This is a genomic window from Streptomyces sp. 3330, from assembly GCF_031456635.1.
Classification (GTDB): domain Bacteria; phylum Actinomycetota; class Actinomycetes; order Streptomycetales; family Streptomycetaceae; genus Streptomyces.
In genome coordinates, this window is the sequence record NZ_JAVDVA010000010.1 from 40326 (window position 1) to 65408 (window position 25083).

The window sequence follows — 25083 nt, forward strand, 5'->3', positions numbered from 1 at the left end:
GAAAGTTCTGCACACGCCGTGCACAGGCGGGGGCGAGTTCTCCCCAGCGGCGTCCCCAGGTTTACCCACCTTTCCCACAGGGCAACCCGGCACCTTCGTGTGACGCCTTTCACTCGACCCGGTGAGGAGGCGCGTCACGTTGCCGAACAGTGGACAGACATGTGGAGAAGCCCGAGATCGCTGGGGACAACGGGCCTCAGCCTGTGGGTCGTCGGTGGACAACTTCGTGCACAGCCTGTGGATCATTTTTTTGTCCACAGCCTGTGGAGAACCTTCGTCCACGAATCCACAGCCAGGTGACCTGCTTCGATGGTCCCGCACCGGGAGCGCCTGTGGACACAGTCTGGACAACTTTCCAGTCCCCAGGGTGTGGACGGGAAAAAGTCACCGAATCTGTGGAGAGAGGCCGTAACCCGGCCGGTAATCGAACAACGGGTGAGCGGTGGACGACCGTCGACGGACGCGGTTCGGCCCGGGCTCGCCGCCGATCCGGCGCCAGATCGGCCCCGGCGGCACCCCGCATCCGCCCCGGAGACGCCCCGGAGACGCCCCGGAGACGCCCCGGATCGCGTCCTCGGGTGGCCTCGGATCCGCCCCGGATCGCGTCCTCGGATCGGCCTCGGACCGGCTTGGATCAGCTCGCGGTCGGCCTCGGACTCGCCAGGAGCTGCCTCGCGGACGCTGTAGATCCGCCTCGGGATCCGCCCTGGAGCCCCGCGCCGCGCCCTGGAGCCCTGGAGCCCCGCGCCGCGCCCTGGAGCCCTGTGAGCCCCGCGCCGCGCCCTGGGGTCCCGGGAGCCCCTGGAGTCCCGGAGCCCCTGGAGTCCCGGAGCCCCTGGAGTCCAGAGGCCGTGCACGACGGAGGGCGCCCCCGGATCTTCCTCCCGGGGACGCCCTCCGTGCCGTCTGCGGTGCGGTCTGCCGTGCCGTCAGCCGTTCTTGATGCGGTTGGTCAACTCGGTCACCTGGTTGTAGATGGAGCGCCGCTCGGCCATCAGATTGCGGATCTTGCGGTCCGCGTGCATGACCGTCGTGTGGTCGCGGCCGCCGAACAGCGCGCCGATCTTCGGCAGCGAGAGGTCCGTCAGCTCGCGGCACAGGTACATGGCGATCTGCCGGGCCGTCACCAGCGCGCGCCCGCGCGAGGTGCCGCACAGGTCCTCGACCGTCAGCCCGAAGTAGTCGGCGGTGGCGCCCATGATGGCCGTCGAGGTGATCTCGGGGGCGGAGTCCTCGCCGCCGGGGATCAGGTCCTTCAGGACGATCTCCGTCAGGCCCAGGTCCACCGGCTGCCGGTTGAGCGACGCGAACGCCGTCACCCGGATCAGCGCGCCCTCCAGCTCGCGGATGTTGCGCGAGATCCGGGACGCGATGAACTCCAGCACCTCCGGCGGCGCGTTCAGCTGCTCCTGGACCGCCTTCTTGCGGAGGATCGCGATCCTCGTCTCCAGCTCGGGCGGCTGCACGTCGGTGATCAGGCCCCACTCGAAACGGTTCCGCAGCCGGTCCTCCAGGGTCACCAGCTGCTTGGGCGGCCGGTCGCTGGACAGGACGATCTGCTTGTTCGCGTTGTGGAGCGTGTTGAAGGTGTGGAAGAACTCCTCCTGCGTCGACTCCTTGTCCGCGAGGAACTGGATGTCGTCGACGAGCAGGATGTCCATCTCGCGGTACCGCTTGCGGAAGCTGTCGCCCTTGCCGTCGCGGATGGAGTTGATGAACTCATTGGTGAACTCCTCGGAGCTCACGTACCGCACGCGCGTGCCGGGGTAGAGGCTGCGCGCGTAGTGCCCGATGGCGTGCAGCAGGTGCGTCTTGCCGAGACCCGACTCCCCATAGATGAAGAGGGGGTTGTAAGCCTTGGCGGGCGCTTCGGCGACGGCGACCGCGGCCGCGTGCGCGAACCGGTTGGAGGCGCCGATGACGAACGTGTCGAACAGGTACTTCGGGTTCAGGCGCGCGGTCGGCTCACCGGGGCCGGGCGTCGGCGAGGACTGCTTGGCCGACTGGCCGGGCCCGCCGGCGCCGGGCTGACCGGGACCTGCCGGGCCGCCGCGGTGCGGATGGCCGGGGCCGGACGACGGGTCGGACAGCTCACGCCGGCCGGAGTCGCGCTGGTCGTAGTCGGAGCGCGACTGCTCGTACTCCGGGCGCTTCTGCCGGTACGGCGAGGGGTCGTACGGCGGCCGCTCCATCGACTGGGGACGGTAGTCCTGCGACGGCGGACCGTAGGAGTCCTGCTGCGACGGGGCGCCGTACGGGGCCTGGGACGCGGGTCCGCCGTAGGTGTCCTGCGACGAGGGCGACGCGTAGGGGTCGCGCTCCGGGAAGCCGAGGCGCTGCTGCTGCCAGCTGTGCTCGTCCTGCTGCGGCCGCGGCCAGGCGCCGGGCTCCGGGCGCTGGTACTCCGACGGGTACGCGGGCCGCGCCGTGGGCATCTGGTCCGGGCGCGAACCGGGCGGCTGGTCGCCGGGCGCCTGGGGCAGCTGCTCGGCGCGGTGCCGGCCGTAGCCCTCGTACTGGCCCTCGCGCGTCTTGTCGTAGCCGTTGTCGTACCGGCCGTCCCCCTGACCTTCGAACCGGCCGTCCTGACCGTCGTAGGGACCGGCAGGGGACTCGGACTCCTCATAGCGCGACTGCTGCGCCGGGGGAGCCGACGGGGCCGGGGGTTCGCCGACGGAGTCGTCGACGGTGATCGCGATGCGGATCGGCCGGCCGCACTCGCGGCTCAGCGTCTCGCTGACGATCGGGGCGAGGCGGCCTTCGAGGACGCCCTTCGCGAACTCGTTCGGCACGGCGAGCAGGGCGGTGTCGGCGACCAGCGCCAGCGGCTGGCAGCGCCGGATCCAGTGCTCGTCCTTCCCCTCGACACCCTGGCCGCGGCCCTCCCCGAGGAGCTGCTCCAGTACGCGTGGCCACACTGCGGCAAGATCGGCAGGCACGTCAGCCACAGGGCACGCTCTCTCGTGGGTCCCACGAACGTGTGGTTGCGGGACGGTCGGGATTCATATCGGGTGGGGGCAGGGACAAAGGAACGAATCGGAGTTCCGTCACGGTAGTCAGGGCGACGGCTACGGTTCAAGTTGTTGTCCCCAGCCTGTGGATAGTGTCCCCCGTGACCGCCGGTTTGACCGAATGGCGCAGCCGCGCGTACCGTAACCAGGTCGAGTTGTCGATGGCTGCTGCCGCCTGCCTCCGATGGGCACAGATCACGTCAGGTGATCGGGAAGCGGTGCACTCGGGCGTTTAACCGCGAGCTACCTCGTGGGCGCACGGTGACAGCCAGGACGGCACCCCGCCACCACCGATTGATTTCTGGAGCCCCCGAGTGAGCAAGCGCACCTTCCAGCCGAACAACCGTCGTCGCGCCAAGACCCACGGCTTCCGCCTGCGGATGCGCACCCGTGCCGGTCGCGCGATTCTCGCGAACCGCCGCAGCAAGGGTCGCGCGAACCTGTCCGCCTGAGCCTGATCAGGTCATGACGTCGTGCTGCCTACCGAGCATCGGCTGAGGCGGCGCGAGGACTTCGCGACCGCGGTACGACGAGGTCGTCGGGCCGGCCGCCCGACCCTCGTGGTCCATCTTCGAAGCGGTGCCACGGACCCGCACGCGCCTGGGGAGAGCGCTCCCCCGACGCGTGCGGGTTTCGTCGTGAGCAAGGCCGTGGGCGGCGCGGTCGTACGCAACAAGGTGAAGCGCAGACTGCGTCACCTGATGCGCGACCGGGTCACCCTGTTCCCCCCCGGTAGCCTGGTAGTCGTACGGGCGCTGCCCGGGGCGGGCGACGCCGACCACGCACAGCTGGCCCAAGACCTGGATGCCGCCCTTCAACGGCTACTGGGAGGGGGCGCGCGATGAAGTACCCGCTGCTGGCTCTGATCAAGCTCTACCAGTGGACGATCAGTCCGCTGCTCGGGCCGGTGTGCAAGTACTACCCGTCGTGCTCCCACTACGGCTTCACTGCTATCGACCGGCACGGCGCGGTCAAGGGAACGGCACTTACCGCCTGGCGGATCCTGCGGTGCAATCCGTGGTCGCTCGGTGGCGTGGACCATGTTCCGCCGCGCAAGCGCCCGCGGTGGCACGAAATGTTGCGTGACGCCTGGCGTGCACGCAGGGGCGGGACCTCCGCCGCCGAAACGGCCACCGAAGAGAACCTTCCTTCTCCTTCGAGCCCGGCCGCAGAGACACCGTCCCATGCCCAAGGAGCATGATTAGTGGACACGATTGCCAGCCTCTTCAGCTTCATCACGACACCTGTCTCCTGGGTCATCGTCCAGTTCCACAAGGTGTACGGGGCCATTTTCGGCCCTGACACCGGGTGGGCCTGGGGCCTGTCGATCGTGTCCCTGGTGATTCTGATCCGAATCTGCCTGATCCCGCTCTTCGTGAAGCAGATCAAGGCGACGCGGGCCATGCAGACGCTGCAGCCCGAGATGAAGAAGATCCAGGAGCGCTACAAGAACGACAAGCAGCGCCAGTCCGAAGAGATGATGAAGCTGTACAAGGAGACGGGTACCAACCCGCTCTCCTCGTGCCTTCCCATCCTGGCGCAGTCCCCGTTCTTCTTCGCCCTCTACCACGTGCTCAATGGCATCGCCAACGGCGAGACCATCGGCGTGATCAACGAGAGCCTGCTGGAGAGCGCGCAGAAGGCGCACATCTTCGGTGCCCCGCTGGCCGCGAAGTTCACGGACAGCGCCGCTGACCTGGTGCCGTTCGACGCCTCGCTGACCAACGTCCGCATCGTCACCGCGATCATGATCATCATGATGTCGGCGTCGCAGTTCTTCACGCAGCGCCAGCTCATGACGAAGAACGTCGACACCTCGGTGAAGACGCCGTTCATGCAGCAGCAGAAGATGCTGATGTACGTCTTCCCCGTCATGTTCGCCGTCTTCGGCATCAACTTCCCCGTCGGTGTGCTCGTCTACTGGCTGACCACGAACGTGTGGACCATGGGCCAGCAGATGTACGTGATCCGCAACAACCCGACGCCGGGTTCGAAGGCTCAGGCCGCGTACCTGGAGCGCCTGTACAAGCACGTCACGCACCACGGCAAGACCCGCAGCCGCGGCGAGCGCGCCATCGTGAAGGCCATCGTGGCCAAGGGCCGCGATCGCAACGACGCCGAGCGCAAGTTCATCAACGGTCTGACCAAGGTGGGCTTCGCCGCCCAGGCCGACGGCACCGTGATCAAGAGCGAGGCCCAGGCCGCGGCCCAGGCCGAGGACGGCACGCCGACGAGCGCGGCCGCCGCCAAGCGGCAGCAGCCCAAGCGGCAGTCGAAGTCGCAGCGCCAGTCCACGGCCCCGGCGAAGGGTGCCGGCGAGACCATCTCCCTGAGCAAGTCCGACGAGCCGGAGGACGCCAACCCCTCCGGAGCCGCCGGCACGGCCAAGAAGGCCGCTCCCAAGCCCGGCAGCGGAGGCCGTAGCAAGGCCCAGTCCGGGCAGCGCAAGGGCGGCCCGCAGCGCCCCAAGTCCCCGTCCAAGAAGTAAGAAGGAGCCCATCCCGTGACGGAAGGCACCACCTCCGCTGCCGCCGAGGGTGCAGACACCCTGACCCGCCTCGAGCAAGAGGGCGAGATCGCGGCGGACTACCTCGAAGGTCTGCTGGACATCGCCGATCTCGACGGCGACATCGACATGGACGTCGAGGCCGACCGCGCCTCTGTGTCGATCATCAGCGACGCAGGCACCCGTGACCTGTCGAAGCTGGTCGGCCGGGACGGCGAGGTGTTGGAGGCGCTCCAGGAACTCACGCGCCTGGCCGTCCACCGGGAGACCGGTGACCGCAGTCGGCTGATGCTGGACATCGCGGGTTACCGGGCGCAGAAGCGTGCCGAGCTCTCCGAGCTGGGCGCCAAGGCTGCGGCCGACGCGAAGAACAGCGGTGAGCCGGTCAAGCTGAAGCCGATGACGCCCTTCGAGCGCAAGGTCGTCCACGACGCGGTCAAGGTCGCCGGCCTGCGCAGCGAGTCCGAGGGCGAGGAGCCGCAGCGCTTCGTCGTCGTCCTGCCCAACTGATTCGGTACGTACGTGTCTCCGGCCCCGTCTGTTGCGCAGACGGGGCCGAACTTTGTCAGCCCGGTAGTTCTGGTGGTCGGCGCTCACAGCGCTGATGCGGTACGGAAGGACGGTCCCCGTGACGGAGGCAGCGGAGCTCCCCCCTGCGCCCGAGGTGGCACGAGAGGTATTCGGCGATCGCTTCGGTGATGCGGTCCGATACGCAGAGCTCCTGGCCGAGGCCGGCGTGCAGCGTGGGCTCATCGGCCCACGCGAGGTGCCGCGCCTCTGGGAGAGGCACCTGTTGAACTGCGCGGTGCTCTCCGAGGTCGTGCCCGAGGGCGTGACCGTCTGCGACGTCGGTTCGGGTGCCGGACTGCCCGGCATCCCGCTGGCGCTCGTGCGGGAGGATCTGAAGATCACCCTGCTGGAACCGCTCCTGCGACGGACCAACTTCCTCACCGAGGTGGTCGAGCTCCTCGGCCTGGACCATGTGACGGTCGCACGCGGCCGCGCCGAGGAGGTCATGGGCTCGATGCCGCCGGTGCATGTGGTGACCGCCCGCGCGGTGGCGCCGCTGGACCGCCTGGCCACCTGGGGCATTCCCCTGCTGCGGCCCTACGGCGAGATGCTCGCCCTCAAGGGCGACACCGCCGAGGAAGAGCTGAAGAGCGCGTCCACCGCACTGAGCAAGCTCGGGGCCGTGGGCACCTCGATCCTGCATGTCGGTGAGGGCGTGGTGGATCCGCTGTCCACGGTGGTGCGGGTCGAGGTCGGGGAGAGCCCCGGTGGTGTGAGGTTCGCCGCCAAACGGGCCAAGGCGGCGCGCACCAGTCGCACGCGCCGACGTCGCTGACCCGTACTCCACACAAGCTGCCAAACCCACGCATCACGGAGTGTCGCGAGGGATCAGGCCGCCGACGCTGTGCATCGTGTTTCACGTGAAACGTCGCTCCCTGCTCCACGGCATCATCAGCCGCGGCCGCGCCGCAGCCGAACCCCGCGCCCGTAAGCCTCTCGGTTCACTCGATGAGGGACGGGAGTTGTCCACAGAGGTGGATTTCTCCACAGAACAACAGGCCTCACTGGTTCACGACCCCGAAGCCATGGGAGGCTCTGTGCATTGCGAGCCTGAAGTCGAGGAGAGTGAATCCGTGCGGTCCGACGCCAACATCGCGGGACCGATGACCGATCCGGTCCCCGGTCCCCGTACCGAGTCGTTCGGGGAGGATGTTTCACGTGAAACACCGCCTCCGATGGACGACACCCCGATCGGTCGTGCTGCCCAACTCGCGGTGGAGGCTCTGGGCCGCGCCGGCGAGGGCCTGCCACGTCCTGAGCAGACCCGTGTGATCGTCGTTGCCAACCAGAAGGGCGGGGTGGGCAAGACGACGACGACCGTCAACCTTGCCGCATCCCTCGCCCTGCACGGTGGCCGGGTCCTGGTGGTCGACCTCGACCCTCAGGGCAACGCGTCCACTGCCCTGGGAATCGACCACCACGCCGAAGTCCCGTCCATCTATGACGTACTGGTGGACAGCCGCCCGCTTTCGGAGGTCGTCCAGCCCGTTCCCGATGTGGAAGGCCTCTTCTGCGCTCCCGCCACGATCGATCTCGCCGGCGCGGAGATCGAATTGGTCTCCCTGGTGGCACGTGAGAGCCGCCTCCAGCGAGCGATCCAGGCCTATGAACAGCCGCTGGACTACATCCTCATCGACTGCCCGCCGTCGCTCGGCCTGCTGACCGTCAACGCGATGGTGGCCGGTGCGGAGGTCCTCATCCCGATCCAGTGCGAGTACTACGCGCTGGAAGGGCTGGGGCAGTTGCTGCGCAACGTCGACCTGGTGCGGGGACACCTCAATCCCACCCTGCACGTGTCGACCATTCTGCTCACCATGTACGACGGCCGGACGCGTCTCGCGTCGCAGGTCGCGGAGGAGGTGCGCACCCACTTCGTGGAGGAGGTGCTGCGGACGAGCATTCCCCGCTCGGTCCGCATCTCCGAGGCGCCGAGCTACGGACAGACGGTGCTGACCTACGATCCGGGATCGAGCGGTGCTCTCTCCTACCTTGAGGCAGCACGAGAGCTGGCGCTGAGGGGTGTCGGCGTCAGCTACGACGGGACACACGCCCATATCGGCGCCCAGAACAACGCGAACATGGTGGAGGGCATTCAGTGAGTGAGCGACGGAGGGGGCTGGGCCGAGGTCTTGGAGCGCTGATCCCGGCTGCCCCGACGGAGAAGACGCCGGCGCAGGCCGCGGTGGGAGGCGGGGGCTCGGTGTCCACCGCAGCCGCACCGATGCTGACGTCCGACCGCGGAGTGGCAGCGGCGAAGGTGGCCGCGCTGGTTCCTGTTTCACGTGAAACCGAAGAGCAGTCGGCGAACGGCTCCGTGGAGATTCCCGCGCCGCCCGTCGGTGCGCACTTCGCCGAGATTCCCCTCGACCACATCGCGCCGAACCCGCGCCAGCCGCGTGAGGTCTTCGATGAGGACGCGCTGCACGAGCTCATCACCTCCATCAAGGAGGTCGGCCTGCTGCAGCCGGTCGTCGTACGCCAGCTGGGCCCCGCTCGCTATGAGCTCATCATGGGTGAGCGGCGTTTCCGGGCGTGCCGCGAGGCCGGCCTGGAGGCCATCCCGGCGATCGTGCGGGCCACGGATGACGAGAAGCTCCTCCTGGACGCCCTTCTGGAGAACCTTCACCGGGCTCAGCTGAACCCGCTGGAAGAGGCCGCCGCCTACGACCAGTTGCTGAAGGACTTCAACTGCACGCACGACCAGCTGGCGGACCGCATCGGTCGATCCCGCCCGCAGGTCTCCAACACGCTGCGTCTGCTGAAGCTCTCGCCGGCGGTTCAGCGCCGGGTCGCGGCGGGAGTGCTCTCCGCCGGTCACGCCCGAGCCCTTCTCTCGGTCGACGACTCGGAGGAGCAGGACCGTCTGGCCCACCGCATCGTGGCCGAGGGACTGTCGGTACGGGCCGTCGAAGAGATCGTGACCCTCATGGGCTCGCGTCCGCAGACGGCTCAGCGGGCCAAGGGGCCGAGGGCCGGCGGCCGGGTCTCCCCGGCGCTGACCGATCTCGCGACCAGGCTCTCGGACCGCTTCGAAACCCGGGTGAAGGTCGACCTGGGGCAGAAGAAGGGCAAGATCACTGTCGAGTTCGCCTCCATGGAGGACCTGGAGCGCATTCTCGACTCGCTCGCGCCCGGCGAGGGCCCCGTCCTGCAGAAGGGCCTCGTGGACGGCGGCGACGCCGAGGAGTCGGAAGACTGAACCGCGGCCGGGTGGAGCGCCTGTCGGCCGTGGTACCTGTGAGCGAGCCGTGTCCGGTGTGTACCGGAACACGGCTCGCTCTTTGCTTTCAGGCAGTATCGATGGAATCGCATCGTGGATACGATGTGAGGGGGTTGTGGCGCATCCACCTGGCAGTACCTCGGAGCGGGAGGCGAGGGCCATGCGAACGATGAGCCGGACCGGACTGGTGAGCGCCGGGCTGGGACTGGGCGCGGTCGGCGGTTTCGTCGCCGGCCTCCTCCAGGAACGGAGCGCTCTGACAGCCGCTCGCGTCGCCGCGAGCGAAGGAAGCGAGGAACAGCCTTCATGGGGCGTCGGCTCGTACCGCTCACGCTGGACAACCTTCAGGATCTGCCCAAGCGCTGTCGGGCGTGTGTCTTCTGGGAGCTGGACCCCGTCAGCAGTGCGGCCGCGGTAAGGGCGGGCACGTCCGCCCTGGAGAAGGAGTCCTGGATCTCCGCTGTCCTGCTGGACTGGGGGTCGTGCGGCCGGGTCGTCTACGTGGACGACGTTCCTGTGGGCTTTGTGCTCTACGCGCCGCCCGCCTACGTTCCCCGCTCGACGGCGTTCCCCACGAGCCCGGTCTCGCCGGACGCCGTGCAGTTGATGACCGCGTTCATCATGCCGGGCTACCAGGGGCAGGGGCTCGGCCGCGTGATGGTCCAGACGGTGGCCAAGGATCTGCTGCGACGGGGCTTCAAAGCGATCGAGGCGTTCGGCGACGCCCGCTGGAAGGAACCGGCCTGTGTCCTCCCCGCCGACCATCTGCTGGCGGTGGGGTTCAAGACCGTCCGTCCGCACCCCGCTCATCCTCGGATGAGGCTGGAGCTGCGGACCACGCTCTCCTGGAAGGAAGACGTGGAGATGGCGCTCGACCGGCTGCTGGGGGCGGTCCAGAAGGAGCCGGCGCTGCGCCCGCTCTGAAGCGTTCGGTAACGCAATGGGCCAGCCCCTCGGGGGCCGGCCCATTCGTGTTTCACGTGAAACATCGGCCGTCGGTGGGACGGCTCAGCGTGTCACTCGGAGATGAAGGTCTCCAGGTCGCGGACGAGCGCGGCCTTCGGCTTGGCACCGACGATAGTCTTGGCGACCTCGCCACCCTGGTAGACGTTCAGGGTCGGGATCGACATGACGCCGTACTTGGCGGCCGTGCCCGGGTTCTCGTCGATGTTGAGCTTGACGACCTCGATCTTGTCGCCGTGCTCGGCGGCGATGGCCTCGAGCGAGGGGGCGATCTGGCGGCACGGACCGCACCAGGCGGCCCAGAAGTCCACCAGGACGGGCTTGTCGCTCTTGAGGACGACCTCTTCGAAGTCGGCGTCGGTCACATTCTTCAGGGTGCCGGCCACAGGGGGCTCCTTAATTCTCTGTGCGGTGGGGCGGGAGAGGGTCAGACGGCGGTCTTCTCGGGCTCGGCCTGCTCCTCGTCCGCGAGGGCGGCGAGGTAGCGCTCGGCGTCGAGAGCGGAGGAGCAGCCGGTGCCGGCCGCGGTGATCGCCTGGCGGTAGGTGTGGTCGACCACGTCGCCGGCGGCGAAGACACCGGTGATGTTCGTCCGGGTGGAGGGCGCGGCGACCTTCAGATAGCCCTCCTCGTCCAGGTCGAGCTGACCCTTGAAGAGCTCGGTGCGCGGGTCGTGGCCGATCGCGATGAACAGGCCGGTCACCGGGAGGTCCGACAGCTCACCCGTCTTGAGGTTGCGCAGCTTCAGCCCCGCCAGCTTCGGGTCGCCCTGGATCCCGGCGACCTCGCTGTCCCAGACGAACTTGATCTTCGGGTCGGCGAAGGCGCGCTCCTGCATCGCCTTGGAGGCGCGCAGGGTGTCCCGGCGGTGGACGATCGTCACGGACTTGGCGAAGCGGGAGAGGAAGGTGGCCTCCTCCATCGCGGTGTCGCCGCCGCCGATCACGGCGATGTCCTGGTCCTTGAAGAAGAAGCCGTCACAGGTGGCGCACCAGGAGACGCCGCGTCCGGAGAGGGCGTCCTCGTTCGGCAGGCCGAGCTTGCGGTGCTGGGAGCCGGTGGTCACGATGACCGCCTTGGCCCGGTGGATCGTGCCCGCGGTGTCCGTGACGGTCTTGATCTCACCCGTGAGGTCGACGGAGACGATGTCGTCCGGGATCAGTTCGGCGCCGAAACGCTCGGCCTGGGCACGCATGTTGTCCATGAGCTCGGGACCCATGATGCCGTCCTGGAAGCCGGGGAAGTTCTCGACCTCGGTGGTGTTCATCAGAGCGCCGCCCGCGGTGACGGCGCCTTCGAATACGAGCGGCTTCAGCGACGCGCGCGCGGTGTACAGCGCCGCGGTGTAGCCGGCGGGCCCGGAGCCGATGATGATCACGTTACGGACGTCGCTCACGGCTTGATTCCTCGTCTCTGGACTGCATCGGTTGAGCGGTGGGAGCTACTTGGACTCTCACCCCACCCAACGGATCCTAAGGGGCGTGCATTCCCGGTGTGTCCGGGCACACGGAGGGACCACACCGTAGGGGCTGACGGGGGAACACAGCGCGGCGGCGGGACGGGACGTCGGGCGTCAGCGACGGGTGTAGGAGTCCGTCAGCAGAACCTTCGCCGGACTCGACGCCGGGTGATCCACACAGGTCTTGTCCATGAGGTAGGCGTCGATCCGCGTGCTGTCGGAGGTGTCCGGTAGCACGACGAGCAGAGCCGCCGTCCCCTGGTACGTGCCTTCCTGGACGGCGAGTGCCGCATCGGTGCGGCCGATGCCCTGCTGGACGCACGACGGCACCACGGGCTGCCGCAGGATCTTCGGTGAGCCGGCACCGGGCGATGCCGCCTCGGACTGCCCTTGGATGCCGAGGCTGTGCGTGCCACGGGTGTCCGCGGCCGCGGCGAGGAGGTCGGTGACCTGCCTCTCCAGCCCGCTCGCGGAGAAGGTGTCCGGCGCGGTCGATCGATGTGCCGAAGTACCCGCCCCTCCGCCGTCCGTGAGTGACGACACCAGGACGGAACCGAGTCCCAGCGCCGCGACGGTGAGGACCGCTCCCAGCACAGCGATCTTGCGGCGGCCGCCCCGCTTGCGGTCCTTGCGGCCCGGGCCGGTGGCGGCGCGGGCGCGTCCGGCGGGTCGGTCCGTCGCGGTCGTGGTTTCACGTGAAACATGGAGCGCGTCGGCATCGGCCGTGACCGGACCGACCGTCGGCGCGGCGTCCGTGGTCTCCGGCGCCGTGGCGCTCAGCAGGGCCTCGGCGGCGAGTGCGGCATCGATGCGGTGGGCGACGTCGTCCGGCATGCGGGGTGGGCCGGGGAGGGCGCCCAGAAGGCCACGGATCTCCTCGAGGGAGGCGTGGACGTCCGCGCAGAGCTCGCAGGCGTCCAGATGCCGACGTAGGTCGGCGCTCCGGGAAGGGGCGAGCAGGCCCTCGGCGAGGTCGGAGATCTCCGCGACGTCCGGATGCCCGGTCGTGTCTGTCGTCGGGGTCACGCTCGCCCACCTCCGCCCTTCACAGCAGCTGAATCGCCTGTCCCGGCGTTGTCCGGCCCCTCGTCCCGAGGTTCCGCTGCCGGTGGGACGGATGTCCCCTGCGCCCGGTTCCGTCCTGCGCCGTTTTCTCTGCTGCTGCTGCTGCTGCTGCTGCTGCCGCCGCCGGCCGGCCGCAGATGGGCGAGGAGTGGCAGGAGTCTGGCTCTGCCCCGGGCGCAGCGGCTCTTCACCGTGCCGGTCGGCACGTCGAGCACGCGGGCGGCCTCGGCGACCGGGTAGCCCTGCATGTCCACGAGGACGAGGGCGGCTCGCTGGTCGGGGGGAAGGGTGCCGAGCGCTTCGAGGAGCTGGCGGTGCAGGTCGTTGCGTTCGGCGGGCGCGGAGGCCGACTCGTGCGGCTCGAGCAGCCGCTCAAGGCGCTCGGTGTCGTCGACCGGCGAGGTCTTGCGGGAAGCGGCCTTGCGGGCGCGGTCCAGGCAGGCGTTCACCGTGATGCGGTGCAGCCAGGTCGTGACGGCGGACTGGCCGCGGAAGGTGTGGGCGGCCCGGTAGGCGGACACCAAGGCGTCCTGGACGGCGTCAGCGGCCTCCTCGCGGTCTCCCAGCGTGCGCAGGGCCACCGCCCAGAGCCGGTCGCGATGACGCCGTACGAGCTCACCGAAGGCGTCGGGGTCGCCCTCTACGTGGCGGGTGAGGAGGTCCTGGTCGCTCGCTCCGTCATGTCCGGCGCCTTCCGCCATCGGACCCCCTCCCCTCTTCGGTGAGACGTCAGCCCGTGAACTTCACGTCGGTGATGGCCTGCTTGAAGCCGGGGTCGCTGTACTGATCGCCCGGCGCGTGGGGCGCGGCGGTGATCCATACGAGAACGTACCGCGTCTTCACCGGTGTCTTGGCGGAGATCTTCAGTTCCTGGCCGGACGTCTTGGCGTCGGCGATCTTCGTCATGGACGAGAGGGAGGCCGACGAGGACAGCGAATCGGCCGCGTACAGGCTCGCGGCGGTGTAGTCGCCGCCGTAGCGGAGCCCTATCGAGGCTGCCGAGACGCTCTGCTCGGAGCCGAGGTCGTAGACGATGCCCACGCCCTTCTTGTACGGCGCGAGCACGGGGCCGCCGGAGAAGGAGTACGACCGCCAGTACGTGGAGCTGTCGTTGTCGTAGGTCAGCTTCGCGTCGTCGGGGTGCTGGGGCTTGCCGTCCGGGTAGTACTCGGCGGCGTCCTGGATCTTGAGCGTCGTGACCGGCTTGGGCGCGGTGCTGTTCTTGTCGCCCTCGTCCGTCGTCTGGGTCTGGTCCGGGTCGTCGGACCGGCTCTGGTCCATCAGGGCGTCCGCCAGCTGCCAGCTGCCCAGGCCGAGGGCGGCGATCAGGAGGGCGGAGACCGCCCACTTCAGTGCCTTGCCGGTGCGGCTCTGCAGCGGGGGCGGCGGGGCCGGGACCTGCTGGGTGGCGCCGGGGTGCGACGCGGGACGGCCGTAGGTGCCCTGCTGGTACGTCGTGCGCTGGTACTCGGGCGGGGCGGTGAACGCGGGCTCCGGCGGGCGGATGCGGGGCATCTCGCCGATCGCCTTCACCAGCTCCTCCGGCGTCGTGCAGGCGGCCTCGTGCCGGGAGGCGGTCGCGCCGTCGTTGACGAGGGCGCGCATCGACAGCTCCGACAGGCCCCGGTGAACGCCGGCGCGCACCTGGTCCGGTGCGATCAGGCCGATGTCCTTGGGCAGCCCCGAGAGACCGTAGGCGTCGTTCTCGTACGGCCAGCGCTGGGTGAGCGCCGCGTAGAGCAGGGCGCCGATCGCCTCGGTGTCGGTGCGCTGGGGGGTGTCGCTGGTGACGCCGCGCAGGGCGGCGTTCACCGCGAGGCCGCGGATGCGCCACTGGCCCGAGGAGGTGCGCAGAACGGCGTTGGGGTTCAGCCGCAGATGTGCCAGGCCCTCGCGGTGGGCGGCGGCCATGGCGGAGGCGATCTGACTCACCATCTGGTACGCGTCGTGCGGCTCCAGCGGACCGGCCGCGAGCAACGCGGTCAGCTCGGTGGCGTCGGGCAGCCATTCGTGGACGACGTAGACGAGGTCGTTCTCCTCGACGGCGTCCAGCACCTGGACGAAGCGGGGATCGCCGAGCAGTGCGGACGAGCGGGCCGCTGCCAGCACCGAACGGGCCCGGCTGTGGTCTGCGGGCAGGATGTGGACACCCACGGCACGACGGAGTTTCTCGTCGACCGCGCGCCAACTGCTGAAACCGTCCAGACGGGTGACGCACTCTTCGAGGCGATAGCGTCTGGCGAGCTTGTGACCGCTGTGCAGTTCCGGCGGTGAGGCCTTTCCGGGACGTTCTGCCCCGCCGCTCCCCTGTGCCTCGTCGCTGTCCGTGTCCTGCTCCCGGTTCTTGACCACCCCGTCGGCCGTGGACTGGTCCGCTTGTGCGGTCAGCGGCTCGTCACCGCTGTTGTCTGCCACGTCGACGGCAGCTGTGCTCCGTTCCGCCACCGTCGTTCCTGCCTCCCCATTCAGTGCGCGCCGTCCGGCCCCGTGCGCGCCGTGCGACGCCGAACCCAATTGTGCCCACAGTCCGCCGCTATGCACGACACGCGGCGGCGGACGATGGTTGTGCGCCTACCCCCTGACTCAGCGACCCAGGCGTCCGCGCACCATACCGACGAGCGAATTGAGCTCCTCGATGCGCATACGGCGGGCGGCCACGAAGAAGATGCCGAGCAGCAGCACCCCGCCGGCCAGCAGCGCGGCGAAGGAGCCCAGGACGCCCTGACCCAGGCTGTGTCCGATCCCGTAGCAGGCCGCGCCACTGATCAGCGCGGCCGGAACGGAGGCGATGCACAGGCGGGCGTAGGTCCGCAGGACGTGGGAGCCGTCGAGGTCGCCGCCGAGCCGCTTGCGCAGCCTGTTCCAGGCGACGCCGACACCGATCGCGTACGCCAGGCCGTAGGAGGCGGCCATGCCGACCACGGCCCAGCGGGCCGGCAGGACGAAGAAACAGATCGCGGAGGCGCCGGCGTTGACCGCGGCCACGATGACCGTGTTGTAGAACGGCGTCCGGGTGTCCTCGTAGGCGTAGAAGGCGCGCAGGACGACGTACTGCACGGAGTAGGGGATCAGGCCGAGGCCGAAGGCCATCAGCATGAAGCCCATGTTCGTGGCCTCGCTGGTGCCGGAGGAACCGAAGATCAGCGTGCACATCGGGATGCCGAGCGCGAGAAAGCCGAAGGCGATCGGGACGATCGCGACGGCCGTGGTGCGCAGGCCCTGGGAGATGTCGTCGCGGACCGCGCCGGCGTCGCCCTCGGCCGCCGAGCGGGAGATACGGGGCAGCAGCGCGGCCATCAGGGAGACGGTGATGATGGCCTGCGGCAGTCCCCAGATCAGCTGGGCGTTCGCGTAGGCGGAGAAGCCCGTGCCGTCGACGGGCGAGTCCTTGCCCGCCGACGTGGACAGCTGGGTGACGACGAGCGCGCCGGCCTGGTTGGCCAGGACGAACAGGACGGTCCACTTGGCGAGGGTCGCCGCCTTGCCGAGTCCGTGGCCCTTCCAGTCGAAGCGCAGCCGCAGCCGGAAACCGGTCTCGCGCAGGTACGGGATCATGGCGAGGGCCTGTACGACGAGGCCGAGCAGGACTCCGATGCCGAGGAGTCGCTCGCCCTCCGGCGGGATCGTCGTGACCTTCATGCCGGAGTCGGCGGCGGTGCCGTAGACCCAGATGAACATGCCCAGCGTCACGATGATGACGATGTTGTTGAGGACCGGAGTCCACATCATCGCGCCGAACTTGCCGCGTGCGTTGAGGATCTGCCCCATCACCACATGGACGCCCATGAAGAAGATCGAGGGCAGGAAGTAGCGGACGAAGGTGATGCCGACCTCGTTGGCCGCCGGGTCGCTGGCGACCGAGTCGGACAGCAGGCGGATCAGGACGGGCGCCGCGGCGACCGCGGCGACCGTGAGCAGGCCGAGGGCCACCATGACCAGCGTGAGCAGGCGGTTGGCGTACGCCTCGCCGCCGTCCTCGTCCTCCTTCATGGCCCGCACGAGCTGCGGCACGAAGACCGAGTTGAGGCCGCCGCCGACGGTGAGGATGTAGATCATCGTGGGCAGCTGGTAGGCGACCTGGAAGGTGTCGCCGAGCAGACCGACACCCAGCGCCGAGACGATCAGCGCGGAGCGGACGAAGCCGGTGAGGCGGGACACCATCGTGCCCGCCGCCATGACGGCGCTGGACTTCAGCAGGCCACCGGCACGTCCGCCCTTCTTCGCGGCGGGAACGGCCGCCGCGGGGGGCGCGGCGGGCGTGGCCGTGAGGTTCATGGTCTGGTCGGCCGCGGAGGCCGCCGCCGTCGGAGCCTGGTACGCCGGCGCCGCTCCCTGACCGCCCGGAGCGTGGGCCGGGCCGGGCACCGACGGGGACTCCGCGGAGCGGGCGCCGCCCTGCTGCTGGTCCCGGAAGAGATGGGCGAAGGCGTCGGGCTGGTGCTGCTCCTCGCTGGAGTGCGTCACCAGGTCGTCCACGCCCACGAACTGCGTCGTGCGCGGGTCGTCGCCGTACGGCAGGTACTGGGTGGGACCCTCCGGCTCGGGCGCCGGGGTCTGGGCCCACACGCGCGGGTCGGGGGCGTACGGGGACTGCTGGGGCCGGCCGTACAGCGGCTGCTGCGGCTGCTGCATGCCCGGCGGCGGCGGGGGGTGCGCGGCACGGTCGTAGAGCGCCTCGGCGACCGGGTCCTGCGCGGTGAGGTCCTGGGACCGGTAGGGGTCCTGGTCGTAGGCGTCCTGGAGGTACATGTCCGCCGGGTGCTGCGGCGGCACCTGGCCGTGCTCGGGCGGCGGGCCCTCGGGGTGGCCCGAGCCGCCCGCGGCCTGGCCGCGGTCACCGTCGTACGGCGCGTTCATGGTTACCCCACCTCATCGTCCCGGGCCCACCGGCCACGACATCCTCAACGGTCCACTCTCTCACCCGTGCCGGACGGGTCGGCGCTTTCCACTGCGGTGTCCGGGGTCTCGTCACTCGGCTGCTCCGGGTCGGCTGTCCCTGCTCGGCCGCCGGACTCCTTCTCGGGACGATTCTCGCTGTCCCCGGCGTTCTCCGGGCCGTCGGCGGGCCCGCCCGCCTCCTCGGCATCGTTCTCGCCGTCGGAACCGTCGTCGCCGGTCTCCTCGGTCGCGTCGGTCTCATCCGCTTCGCGGGCCGCGGCGCGCTTGCGCTGCGTGTACATGCGGAAGCCGGCCAGCACGAGGAGCAGGACGCCGCCACCGATGACCAGCATCACCGTGGCGGTGATCTCGGTGACCCGCACGTCGAAGGCGACCTCTTCGCCGTACTTCTGGCCGTCCTCGGTGTACAGCTGGGCGACCACCGTCGTCTGGCCGTTGACCTTGGCCGACGTGGTGAACTTCACCGTCGTGGTGTGCCCGCCGGAGACCGTCACCCGCTGCTCGGCGTAAGCCTCGTCGGAGATCTCGAGGCGCGTCGGGTTCTTCGAGGTGAGGCGCAGGACCAGGTGGTCGACGCCCTGCACCAGGTTGTTCTGCACGGTCACCGGGATCGTGGCGCTTCGCCCGGAGAGCTTGGTCTCCGATTTGTCGATCAGCTTGACCTGGCCGGTCAGGGTGTCGAGATAGGCCTGCACACCCTGGCGGAACGAGCTCGCGGCGGTGCTGCGGCCCCGCCAGGACGTGGACATCTCACGGTTCATGGCCCGGCCGAAGGGAGTCACCACCCGGGCCTCGTTGGCGAGGATCACCTTGAAGTTGTCGAGCTTGTCCTGCGTGTACGCGATCTGCTCGAAGGCCGACCGGGGCAGCTCCTGCTTGCGCAGCGAGGAGGGGTACGACGACCTCGACGGCACCTTCGTCGTGGCGCCCGGGTCGGGCTTGGCCTTGGCGGCCGCCGCGAGTTGCTGGGACTGCGACCAGGTGCCGCCCTGGAGTGTGCCGACGGCCTTCGCCAGCGACCGGGCCTGGCTCGCGGTCGGCATGCGCTGCGGGGCGACGACGACGCTGCGCTGCTTGCCGGTCTGCAGGGTCAGGGCCAGGCTCTGCGCGAGGAACTCCTGCACCGCGGACGTGGACGTCGAGGCCTTGGCCAGATCGCCCTTGAACGCCGTCGACAGCCGTGCGTCCGCGACCACCGCCGTGGTGCCGCCGCCGATGGGCCGGGCCGCCGAGGGCGTGTAGGTGAGATCGCCGTCCTCCGCGAGGCTGTCGCTGCGCGCGATCACCTTGTCTGCGCCTGCCGAGGTGGCGACCTTCACGATCGACGGGTCGACGGCGCCGTCGACCGGCCAGGCGAAGTCGGTGTTCGGGGTCACGTGGAGGACGGTCTCCACGGTGGTGGCCGCCACGTCGCTCGCCGCCTTGAGCTGGCTCAGCGAGCCGGCGACGCCGGTGCCGTTGTGGGCGAGCGAGGCCAGGTCGGGGTCGGCGAAGGGCAGCGCCACGACCTCCTTGCCGAGCACCGCGTCCTGGAGTTGGGCGAGCCACTGCTTGGCGACCGCCTGGTGGGTGCCGGCCGTGGTGGTGTCGCCTTCGCCCCGGACCCGGTAGCTGCCGGTCATGGCGTCGACGGAGGCCAGCAGATCCGGGTCGATCACCCAGGTGACGTCGAGTTCCTTGCCCAGGCTCAGGAGCTGCTCCAGGCGGCCGCCGGGCGCGAGTTCCTTGGCCAGGTCGTCGTTGAGGAAGACCGGCGTCTGCTGCGCGTTCGAACCGGTCTCCGCCGACATGTGGACGGTGGAGACCAGCGGCCACAGCACCGTCGTCCCGGTCGGGGTGTCCGCCTCCTCGGGCTGCCACGGCAGGAAGGTCCGCTGGATGCCCAGGACCTGCTCCCAGGGCTGCGCGGACGTCTCGCCCTCGAGGGAGACGCCGAGCGGGTAGACGCCGTCGGCGTCCAGGTCGAGCTTGCCGACCGGTACGGAGATGCTGAAGTGCTCGGCCACACCCGGTGTGAGCTTCGCGAACTCGGCGACGTACTTGCCGCCCACCTCGGAGCCGTCGGCGCCGGAGAGGTCGTCCGCGCGCTTGGCGACACTGTCGATCGCCGAGCGGGTGGTGAGCGCGGAACCCACCTGCAGGCCCACGTGGGCGTCGGTGACGGCCTGCTTGCCCTTGTTGGTGACCGTGCCGGAGATCGTCAGGGTGTCCCCGTCGGTGGGAGCGGCGGGGCTGAGCGAGTCGACGGTGACAGCGACCGAGCCGGAGTCGGAGGCCTCCTTGGCGGAGGTCTGTCCGGCGGCCTGCGCGGGGGCGGCGGGCAGCTGGAGGAGACCGGCCAGCAGGGGCGCCCCGGCGAGCAGTGCGCCGGTGCGCCGCAGCCACCGGCGGGCAGGTGAGGGAGTCATCCCCGGAAAGTCTGCCGCCTCGGCCACGCGTTCGCCGTCCCTCGTCGTCGTCAGTGGTCGTCGGAATGTGCGTCCACGCATGGTAACGATGCGCGCTGAGGGGAAGTGCCGCGGACTGCTCCACAAGATCGTGGACGCCGGTCGGATCGTCCCCTATCTCTGCGTATGGGAGACAGTGGACCTGTAGAGGCCAAGAGACCGTCTTGCCCTGCTATCGCGGGTCATGTCCGCTCACCCCTGATCGGGGCGCCCCCGGGCGGCCGGGCCACGTACCCTCTTCTGTTGTGCCGAACGCCAACGAAGACAATCTCAGCGTCCTGAGCCAGGTGCAGCACCGAGCGGTCACCGAACTGCTGCGGGTCGCCCCTGTCGCCGACGACCTCGCCCGCCGCTTCCAGGAGGCCGGGTTCTCTCTCGCCCTGGTCGGCGGATCGGTCCGGGACGCGCTGCTCGGCCGCCTCGGAAATGATCTGGACTTCACGACGGACGCCCGCCCCGAGGACGTACTGAAGATCGTCCGGCCATGGGCGGACGCCGTGTGGGAGGTCGGGATCGCGTTCGGCACCGTCGGGGTACAGAAGGACGCCCGCGTCGAAGGCGTCGATCGCTGCTTCCAGATCGAGGTCACCACCTACCGCTCGGAGGCCTACGACCGCACCTCGCGCAAGCCCGAGGTGTCGTACGGCGACTCCATCGAGCAGGACCTCGTCCGGCGCGACTTCACCGTGAACGCCATGGCCGTGGCGCTCCCCGAGAAGGAGTTCATCGACCCGCACGGTGGCCTCGAGGACCTCGCGGCACGCGTCCTGCGCACCCCGGGCACGCCGGAGGAGTCGTTCTCCGACGACCCGCTGCGCATGATGCGCGCCGCCCGCTTCGCCGCCCAGCTCGACTTCGAGGTCGACCCCGAGGTCGTCACGGCGATGAAGGAGATGGCCGGCCGCATCGAGATCGTCTCGGCCGAGCGGGTACGGGACGAGCTGAACAAGCTGATCCTGTCCGCGCACCCGCGCAAGGGGCTGTCGCTGCTGGTCGACACGGGCATCGCCGACCATGTGCTGCCCGAGCTGCCGGCCCTGCGGCTGGAGAGCGACGAGCACCACCGGCACAAGGACGTCTACGAGCACACCCTGATCGTCCTCGAGCAGGCGATCGCGCTGGAGGAGAACGGCCCCGACATCACTCTGCGGCTGGCGGCGCTGCTGCACGACATCGGCAAGCCGCGCACCCGCCGCTTCGAGAACGACGGCCGCGTCTCGTTCCACCACCACGAGGTGGTCGGAATGAAGATGACGAAGAAGCGCATGACGGCTCTGAAGTACTCCAACGAGCTGGTGAAGGACGTCTCCCGGCTGGTGGAGCTCCACCTGCGCTTCCACGGCTACGGCACCGGCGAGTGGACGGACTCCGCGGTGCGTCGCTATGTGCGGGACGCGGGACCGCTTCTCGACCGCCTGCACAAGCTGACCCGCTCGGACTGCACGACGCGGAACAAGCGCAGGGCGGGCGCGCTCTCGCGGGCCTACGACGGGCTGGAGGAGCGCATCTCCCAGCTGAAGGAGCGGGAGGAGCTGGACGCGATCCGCCCCGACCTCGACGGCAACCAGATCATGGAGATCCTGGGCGTCGGCCCCGGCCCCGCCATCGGCAAGGCCTACAAGCACCTGCTGGAACTGCGCCTGGAGAACGGCCCGATGGAGCACGACGCAGCGGTGACGGCCCTCAAGGAGTGGTGGGCCGAGCAGGACTGAGGCGTGAAACGGGGTCATGTTTCACGTGAAACATGACCCCGGTGGGGCGACGGGCGGACATGCAGAGGGGCGGTGTTTCACGTGAAACACCGCCCCTCACCGCAACTGCCTTACTTCGTGTAGTCCTTCAGGCAGAGCAGGAAGTTACTGCCGTCGCCGGTCTCGGTGTACGAGTACTGGAAGTCCTTGGCCTTCTCCTCGCACTTGCTGTCGGCCGTGAGCGCGGTGTACGTGCCCTCGACCTTCGCCAGCACGATGTACTGCGCCTGCGAGGAGTCGCACTTGACGACCTCGAGGTCGGGGTTGTCGTCGCTGCTGCTGCCTCGGTGCATGCAGTCGCCGACCGCCGCCGTGTTGGCGTCGTCCCGGCTCGATATGTAGGCGCCGATGCCCACACCGATGACAGCGAGAACGATGACCACGTTCTTGATCAGCTTGAAGCTGACCTTGCGGCGGGGCTGCTCCGGCGGGACCGCGCCGTAGGGAGCGGCACCCGGCTGCGGGTAACCGGGCTGCGGCGGGTACGGCGCCTGGCCCTGGGGGGCCTGGGGCGGCTGGCCGTAGGGCTGCTGGCCCTGCTGCGCGAACGGGTTCTGGCCGTGGGGCGGCGGAGTCGACACTTGGAGGTCCCCCTAGAAAACTTCTGGACGTGTGGCGCGAAATCACTCGCGACGTAAGACTCACGTAAGTTACCGGCCCCCACTGACAACCCTGTAGCCGGAGCCGGAGTCTGTGTCATTGATGTGACACTTGGCGGCGCTCAAAGCGGGCCATAGTGGCAGCAACTGTTCCGTAGATAACGGCGACCGTGACCACCAGTGCGCGGGATCGTCCGTCCGGAGGCAGCATCAGCGCGGCGACGGCCGCAGCGCCGACGAAAGCGACGTTGAACAGGACGTCGTAGAGGGAGAAGATCCGGCCGCGGAAGCCGTCCTCGACGGACGACTGGACGATGGTGTCGGTGGCGATCTTCGCGCCCTGGGTGACCAGCCCCAGCACGAAGGCCGCGACGAACGTGGTGACCTGTGTGAACGGCAGCATGAGGGCGAGCACCAGGACCGCGGCGGCCGCGGCGCAGACGGCGATCCAGCGGGCCGGGCCCAGTCGTCCCGCGGCCGACGGGGTGACCACCGCGGCGACGAAGAAGCCGACGCCGGAGACCCCCACCGCCAGCCCCAGCAGGGCCAGTCCGTCGTCCGGGTCGGTTGACCAGGCGTACCGGCACAGCATCAGCACCATGACGGTCAGGGCGCCGTAGGAGAACCGCATCAGGGAGATCGCGCCGAGCGCCCAGGCGGCCCCTCGGCGCTTCGGGTCGGCCAGGTGGCGTAGGCCTGCTGCAAGGCCGCGGGCGGTGCCCTTGAGCGCGCTCATCATCCGGGGCTGGACCAGATCGCGGTCGGGTCCGAGCAGATCCGCGGCCATGGCCAGCGAGGCGAGCGCGGCGGACAGGTACAGCACACAGCCCAGCAGCACCACCGCGGCGTCGGAGTCGGCCCCCACCAGCCGGACGACGAAGGCGAGACCGCCGCCCGCGACCGCGGCCAGCGTTCCGGCGGTCGGGGAGAGGGAGTTGGCCATCACCAGGCGCTCGCCGTCGACGACGCGCGGCAGGGCCGCCGAGAGACCGGCGAGGACGAAGCGGTTGACGGCGGTGACGCACAGCGCGGAGGCGTAGAAGAGCCAGTCGGGTACATGGCTGACCATCAGGACGGCCGTCACCGAGGCCAGCAGGGCGCGCAGCAGGTTGCCGTAGAGGAAGACCTGTCGGCGGCGCCAGCGGTCCAGCAGGACACCGGCGAAGGGGCCGACGAGGGAGTAGGGCAGCAGCAGGACCGCCATGGCGGAGGCGATCGCGCCGGCGGAGGTCTGTTTCTCCGGCGAGAAGACGACATAGGTGGCGAGCGCGACCTGGTAGACGCCGTCCGCGCACTGGGAGAGCAGCCGCACCGCGAGCAGCCGCCGGAAGTTCCCGAAGCGCAGGAGGACGCGCAGATCACGGACGACGGCCATGGGGCCCAGCCTCACATACGGGGAGGGTCCCCGGGTCATGCGACCCGGGGACCCTTCTCAGCCCTGGCAGGAGCGATTTTCCGTGCGTGCCGAGTGAGCGACCGGTTTAGCGCTCGACCTCGCCGCGGATGAACTTCTCGACGTTGGCGTAGGCCTCGTCGTCGAAGTACTGGACCGGCGGGGACTTCATGAAGTACGACGATGCCGACAGGATCGGGCCGCCGATGCCGCGGTCCTTGGCGATCTTCGCGGCGCGCAGGGCGTCGATGATGACACCCGCGGAGTTCGGGGAGTCCCAGACCTCGAGCTTGTACTCCAGGTTCAGCGGGACGTCGCCGAAGGCGCGGCCCTCGAGGCGGACGTACGCCCACTTGCGGTCGTCGAGCCAGGCCACGTAGTCCGAGGGACCGATGTGGACGTTCTTCTCGCCCAGGTCGCGGTCGGGGATCTGCGAGGTGACGGCCTGCGTCTTCGAGATCTTCTTGGACTCGAGGCGGTCGCGCTCCAGCATGTTCTTGAAGTCCATGTTGCCGCCGACGTTGAGCTGCATGGTGCGCTCGAGACGGACACCGCGGTCCTCGAACAGCTTCGCCATCACACGGTGCGTGATGGTCGCGCCGACCTGCGACTTGATGTCGTCACCGACGATCGGGACGCCGGCCTCGGTGAACTTGTCCGCCCACTCCTTGGTGCCGGCGATGAAGACCGGGAGGGCGTTGACGAAGGCGACCTTGGCGTCGATGGCGCACTGCGCGTAGAACTTCGCCGCGTCCTCGGAACCGACGGGCAGGTAGCAGACGAGGACGTCGACCTGGCGGTCCTTGAGGATCTGGACGACGTCGACCGGGGCCTCGGCGGACTCCTCGATGGTCTCGCGGTAGTACTTGCCGAGCCCGTCCAGGGTGTGGCCGCGCTGGACCGTGACGCCCTTGTTCGGGACGTCGCAGATCTTGATGGTGTTGTTCTCGCTCGCACCGATGGCGTCCGAGAGGTCGAGGCCGACCTTCTTCGCGTCGACGTCGAAGGCGGCGACGAACTCGACGTCACCGACGTGGTAGTCGCCGAACTGCACGTGCATCAGACCCGGGACCTTGGACGCCGGGTCGGCGTCCTTGTAGTACTCGACGCCCTGCACCAGCGAGGCGGCGCAGTTGCCCACGCCGACGATGGCTACGCGAACCGAACCCATTCCGGTTGCTCCCTGTGTGTACGAGTGAG

General features: G+C 69.3%; 21 protein-coding genes. 10 read left to right on the plus strand and 11 right to left on the minus strand.

Annotated elements, in window-relative coordinates; all coding sequences use genetic code 11:
* Window positions 1-929: 929 nt before the first annotated feature.
* Complete coding sequence (gene dnaA / locus J2X68_RS18340; protein ID WP_310433622.1) at window positions 930-2948, minus strand: chromosomal replication initiator protein DnaA; 2019 nt, start codon at window positions 2946-2948, stop codon at window positions 930-932.
* Window positions 2949-3325: 377 nt separating this feature from the next.
* Between dnaA and rpmH the strand changes: the two genes are divergently transcribed.
* From rpmH to J2X68_RS18385, 9 genes are all read left to right on the plus strand, one after another.
* Window positions 3326-3463, plus strand: coding sequence for a 50S ribosomal protein L34 (rpmH, locus tag J2X68_RS18345; protein WP_018846094.1), 138 nt, complete (start codon window positions 3326-3328; stop codon window positions 3461-3463).
* Between the two features lie 21 nt (window positions 3464-3484).
* A complete protein-coding gene (rnpA, locus tag J2X68_RS18350; RefSeq protein ID WP_078615780.1) occupies window positions 3485-3856 on the plus strand; it encodes a ribonuclease P protein component in 372 nt (123 codons plus the stop codon).
* Entirely contained in the window at window positions 3853-4212 is a 360-nt protein-coding gene (yidD, locus tag J2X68_RS18355; protein WP_310433623.1) for a membrane protein insertion efficiency factor YidD, read from the plus strand. The genes rnpA and yidD overlap by 4 nt, the downstream gene beginning before the upstream one ends.
* A 3-nt stretch (window positions 4213-4215) precedes the next feature.
* On the plus strand, window positions 4216-5499 hold the full coding sequence (gene yidC, locus J2X68_RS18360; protein WP_310433624.1) for a membrane protein insertase YidC: 1284 nt from the start codon (window positions 4216-4218) through the stop codon (window positions 5497-5499).
* Between the two features lie 15 nt (window positions 5500-5514).
* Window positions 5515-6027 (plus strand): R3H domain-containing nucleic acid-binding protein, encoded by a 513-nt coding sequence (locus tag J2X68_RS18365; protein ID WP_062644858.1) that lies wholly within the window; start codon window positions 5515-5517, stop codon window positions 6025-6027.
* Between the two features lie 118 nt (window positions 6028-6145).
* Window positions 6146-6862 (plus strand): 16S rRNA (guanine(527)-N(7))-methyltransferase RsmG, encoded by a 717-nt coding sequence (gene rsmG / locus J2X68_RS18370; RefSeq protein WP_310433625.1) that lies wholly within the window; start codon window positions 6146-6148, stop codon window positions 6860-6862.
* A 250-nt stretch (window positions 6863-7112) separates the two neighbouring features.
* Window positions 7113-8186 carry an AAA family ATPase gene (locus J2X68_RS18375; protein ID WP_310433800.1) on the plus strand — a complete coding sequence of 358 codons (1074 nt, stop codon included), beginning with the start codon at window positions 7113-7115 and terminating at the stop codon, window positions 8184-8186.
* On the plus strand, window positions 8183-9286 hold the full coding sequence (locus J2X68_RS18380) for a ParB/RepB/Spo0J family partition protein (protein WP_310433626.1): 1104 nt from the start codon (window positions 8183-8185) through the stop codon (window positions 9284-9286). The genes J2X68_RS18375 and J2X68_RS18380 overlap by 4 nt, the downstream gene beginning before the upstream one ends.
* A 327-nt stretch (window positions 9287-9613) precedes the next feature.
* Window positions 9614-10231 carry a GNAT family N-acetyltransferase gene (locus J2X68_RS18385; protein WP_057606308.1) on the plus strand — a complete coding sequence of 206 codons (618 nt, stop codon included), beginning with the start codon at window positions 9614-9616 and terminating at the stop codon, window positions 10229-10231.
* A gap of 92 nt (window positions 10232-10323) precedes the next feature.
* Here J2X68_RS18385 and trxA read toward each other — a convergent pair whose 3' ends face one another.
* The 7 genes from trxA to J2X68_RS18420 all read right to left on the minus strand — a co-directional run bounded on the left by trxA (window position 10324) and on the right by J2X68_RS18420 (window position 20128).
* Entirely contained in the window at window positions 10324-10656 is a 333-nt protein-coding gene (gene trxA / locus J2X68_RS18390; RefSeq protein ID WP_062644855.1) for a thioredoxin, read from the minus strand.
* A 41-nt stretch (window positions 10657-10697) separates the two neighbouring features.
* A complete protein-coding gene (gene trxB / locus J2X68_RS18395; RefSeq protein ID WP_310433627.1) occupies window positions 10698-11666 on the minus strand; it encodes a thioredoxin-disulfide reductase in 969 nt (322 codons plus the stop codon).
* Between the two features lie 177 nt (window positions 11667-11843).
* Window positions 11844-12755: a hypothetical protein gene (locus tag J2X68_RS18400; protein WP_310433628.1), complete on the minus strand. Its 912-nt coding sequence runs from the start codon at window positions 12753-12755 to the stop codon at window positions 11844-11846.
* Entirely contained in the window at window positions 12752-13495 is a 744-nt protein-coding gene (gene sigM / locus J2X68_RS18405; protein ID WP_310433629.1) for an RNA polymerase sigma factor SigM, read from the minus strand. The genes J2X68_RS18400 and sigM overlap by 4 nt, the downstream gene beginning before the upstream one ends.
* A 28-nt stretch (window positions 13496-13523) precedes the next feature.
* Window positions 13524-15239, minus strand: a complete 1716-nt coding sequence (locus tag J2X68_RS18410; RefSeq protein WP_310433630.1) for a serine/threonine protein kinase — start codon at window positions 15237-15239, stop codon at window positions 13524-13526.
* Window positions 15240-15377: 138 nt separating this feature from the next.
* On the minus strand, window positions 15378-17651 hold the full coding sequence (murJ, locus tag J2X68_RS18415) for a murein biosynthesis integral membrane protein MurJ (protein ID WP_310433631.1): 2274 nt from the start codon (window positions 17649-17651) through the stop codon (window positions 15378-15380).
* Window positions 17652-17695: 44 nt separating this feature from the next.
* Window positions 17696-20128: a DUF6049 family protein gene (locus tag J2X68_RS18420; protein WP_310433632.1), complete on the minus strand. Its 2433-nt coding sequence runs from the start codon at window positions 20126-20128 to the stop codon at window positions 17696-17698.
* A gap of 257 nt (window positions 20129-20385) precedes the next feature.
* On the opposite strand from J2X68_RS18420, the gene J2X68_RS18425 reads away from it, so the two are divergent.
* A complete protein-coding gene (locus tag J2X68_RS18425) occupies window positions 20386-21852 on the plus strand; it encodes a CCA tRNA nucleotidyltransferase (protein ID WP_310433633.1) in 1467 nt (488 codons plus the stop codon).
* A 110-nt stretch (window positions 21853-21962) separates the two neighbouring features.
* Here the strand turns inward: J2X68_RS18425 and J2X68_RS18430 are convergent, their stop codons facing one another.
* The 3 genes from J2X68_RS18430 to J2X68_RS18440 all read right to left on the minus strand — a co-directional run bounded on the left by J2X68_RS18430 (window position 21963) and on the right by J2X68_RS18440 (window position 25054).
* Window positions 21963-22472 carry a hypothetical protein gene (locus tag J2X68_RS18430; RefSeq protein WP_310433634.1) on the minus strand — a complete coding sequence of 170 codons (510 nt, stop codon included), beginning with the start codon at window positions 22470-22472 and terminating at the stop codon, window positions 21963-21965.
* A 115-nt stretch (window positions 22473-22587) separates the two neighbouring features.
* Entirely contained in the window at window positions 22588-23865 is a 1278-nt protein-coding gene (locus tag J2X68_RS18435) for an MFS transporter (protein ID WP_310433635.1), read from the minus strand.
* 106 nt (window positions 23866-23971) lie between these two features.
* Window positions 23972-25054, minus strand: a complete 1083-nt coding sequence (locus J2X68_RS18440) for an inositol-3-phosphate synthase (RefSeq protein WP_310433636.1) — start codon at window positions 25052-25054, stop codon at window positions 23972-23974.
* Window positions 25055-25083: the final 29 nt, after the last annotated feature.

Excerpts from the sequence above, each read along its gene's own strand:
- yidD (WP_310433623.1), top strand. The coding sequence starts at position 3,853 with ATGAAGTACCCGCTGCTGGCTCTGATCAAGCTCTACCAGTGGACGATC.
- J2X68_RS18375 (WP_310433800.1), top strand. The coding sequence starts at position 7,113 with ATGGGAGGCTCTGTGCATTGCGAGCCTGAAGTCGAGGAGAGTGAATCC.
- J2X68_RS18385 (WP_057606308.1), top strand. The coding sequence starts at position 9,614 with ATGGGGCGTCGGCTCGTACCGCTCACGCTGGACAACCTTCAGGATCTG.
- sigM (WP_310433629.1), bottom strand. The coding sequence starts at position 13,495 with ATGGCGGAAGGCGCCGGACATGACGGAGCGAGCGACCAGGACCTCCTC.
- murJ (WP_310433631.1), bottom strand. The coding sequence starts at position 17,651 with ATGAACGCGCCGTACGACGGTGACCGCGGCCAGGCCGCGGGCGGCTCG.
- J2X68_RS18435 (WP_310433635.1), bottom strand. The coding sequence starts at position 23,865 with ATGGCCGTCGTCCGTGATCTGCGCGTCCTCCTGCGCTTCGGGAACTTC.
- J2X68_RS18440 (WP_310433636.1), bottom strand. The coding sequence starts at position 25,054 with ATGGGTTCGGTTCGCGTAGCCATCGTCGGCGTGGGCAACTGCGCCGCC.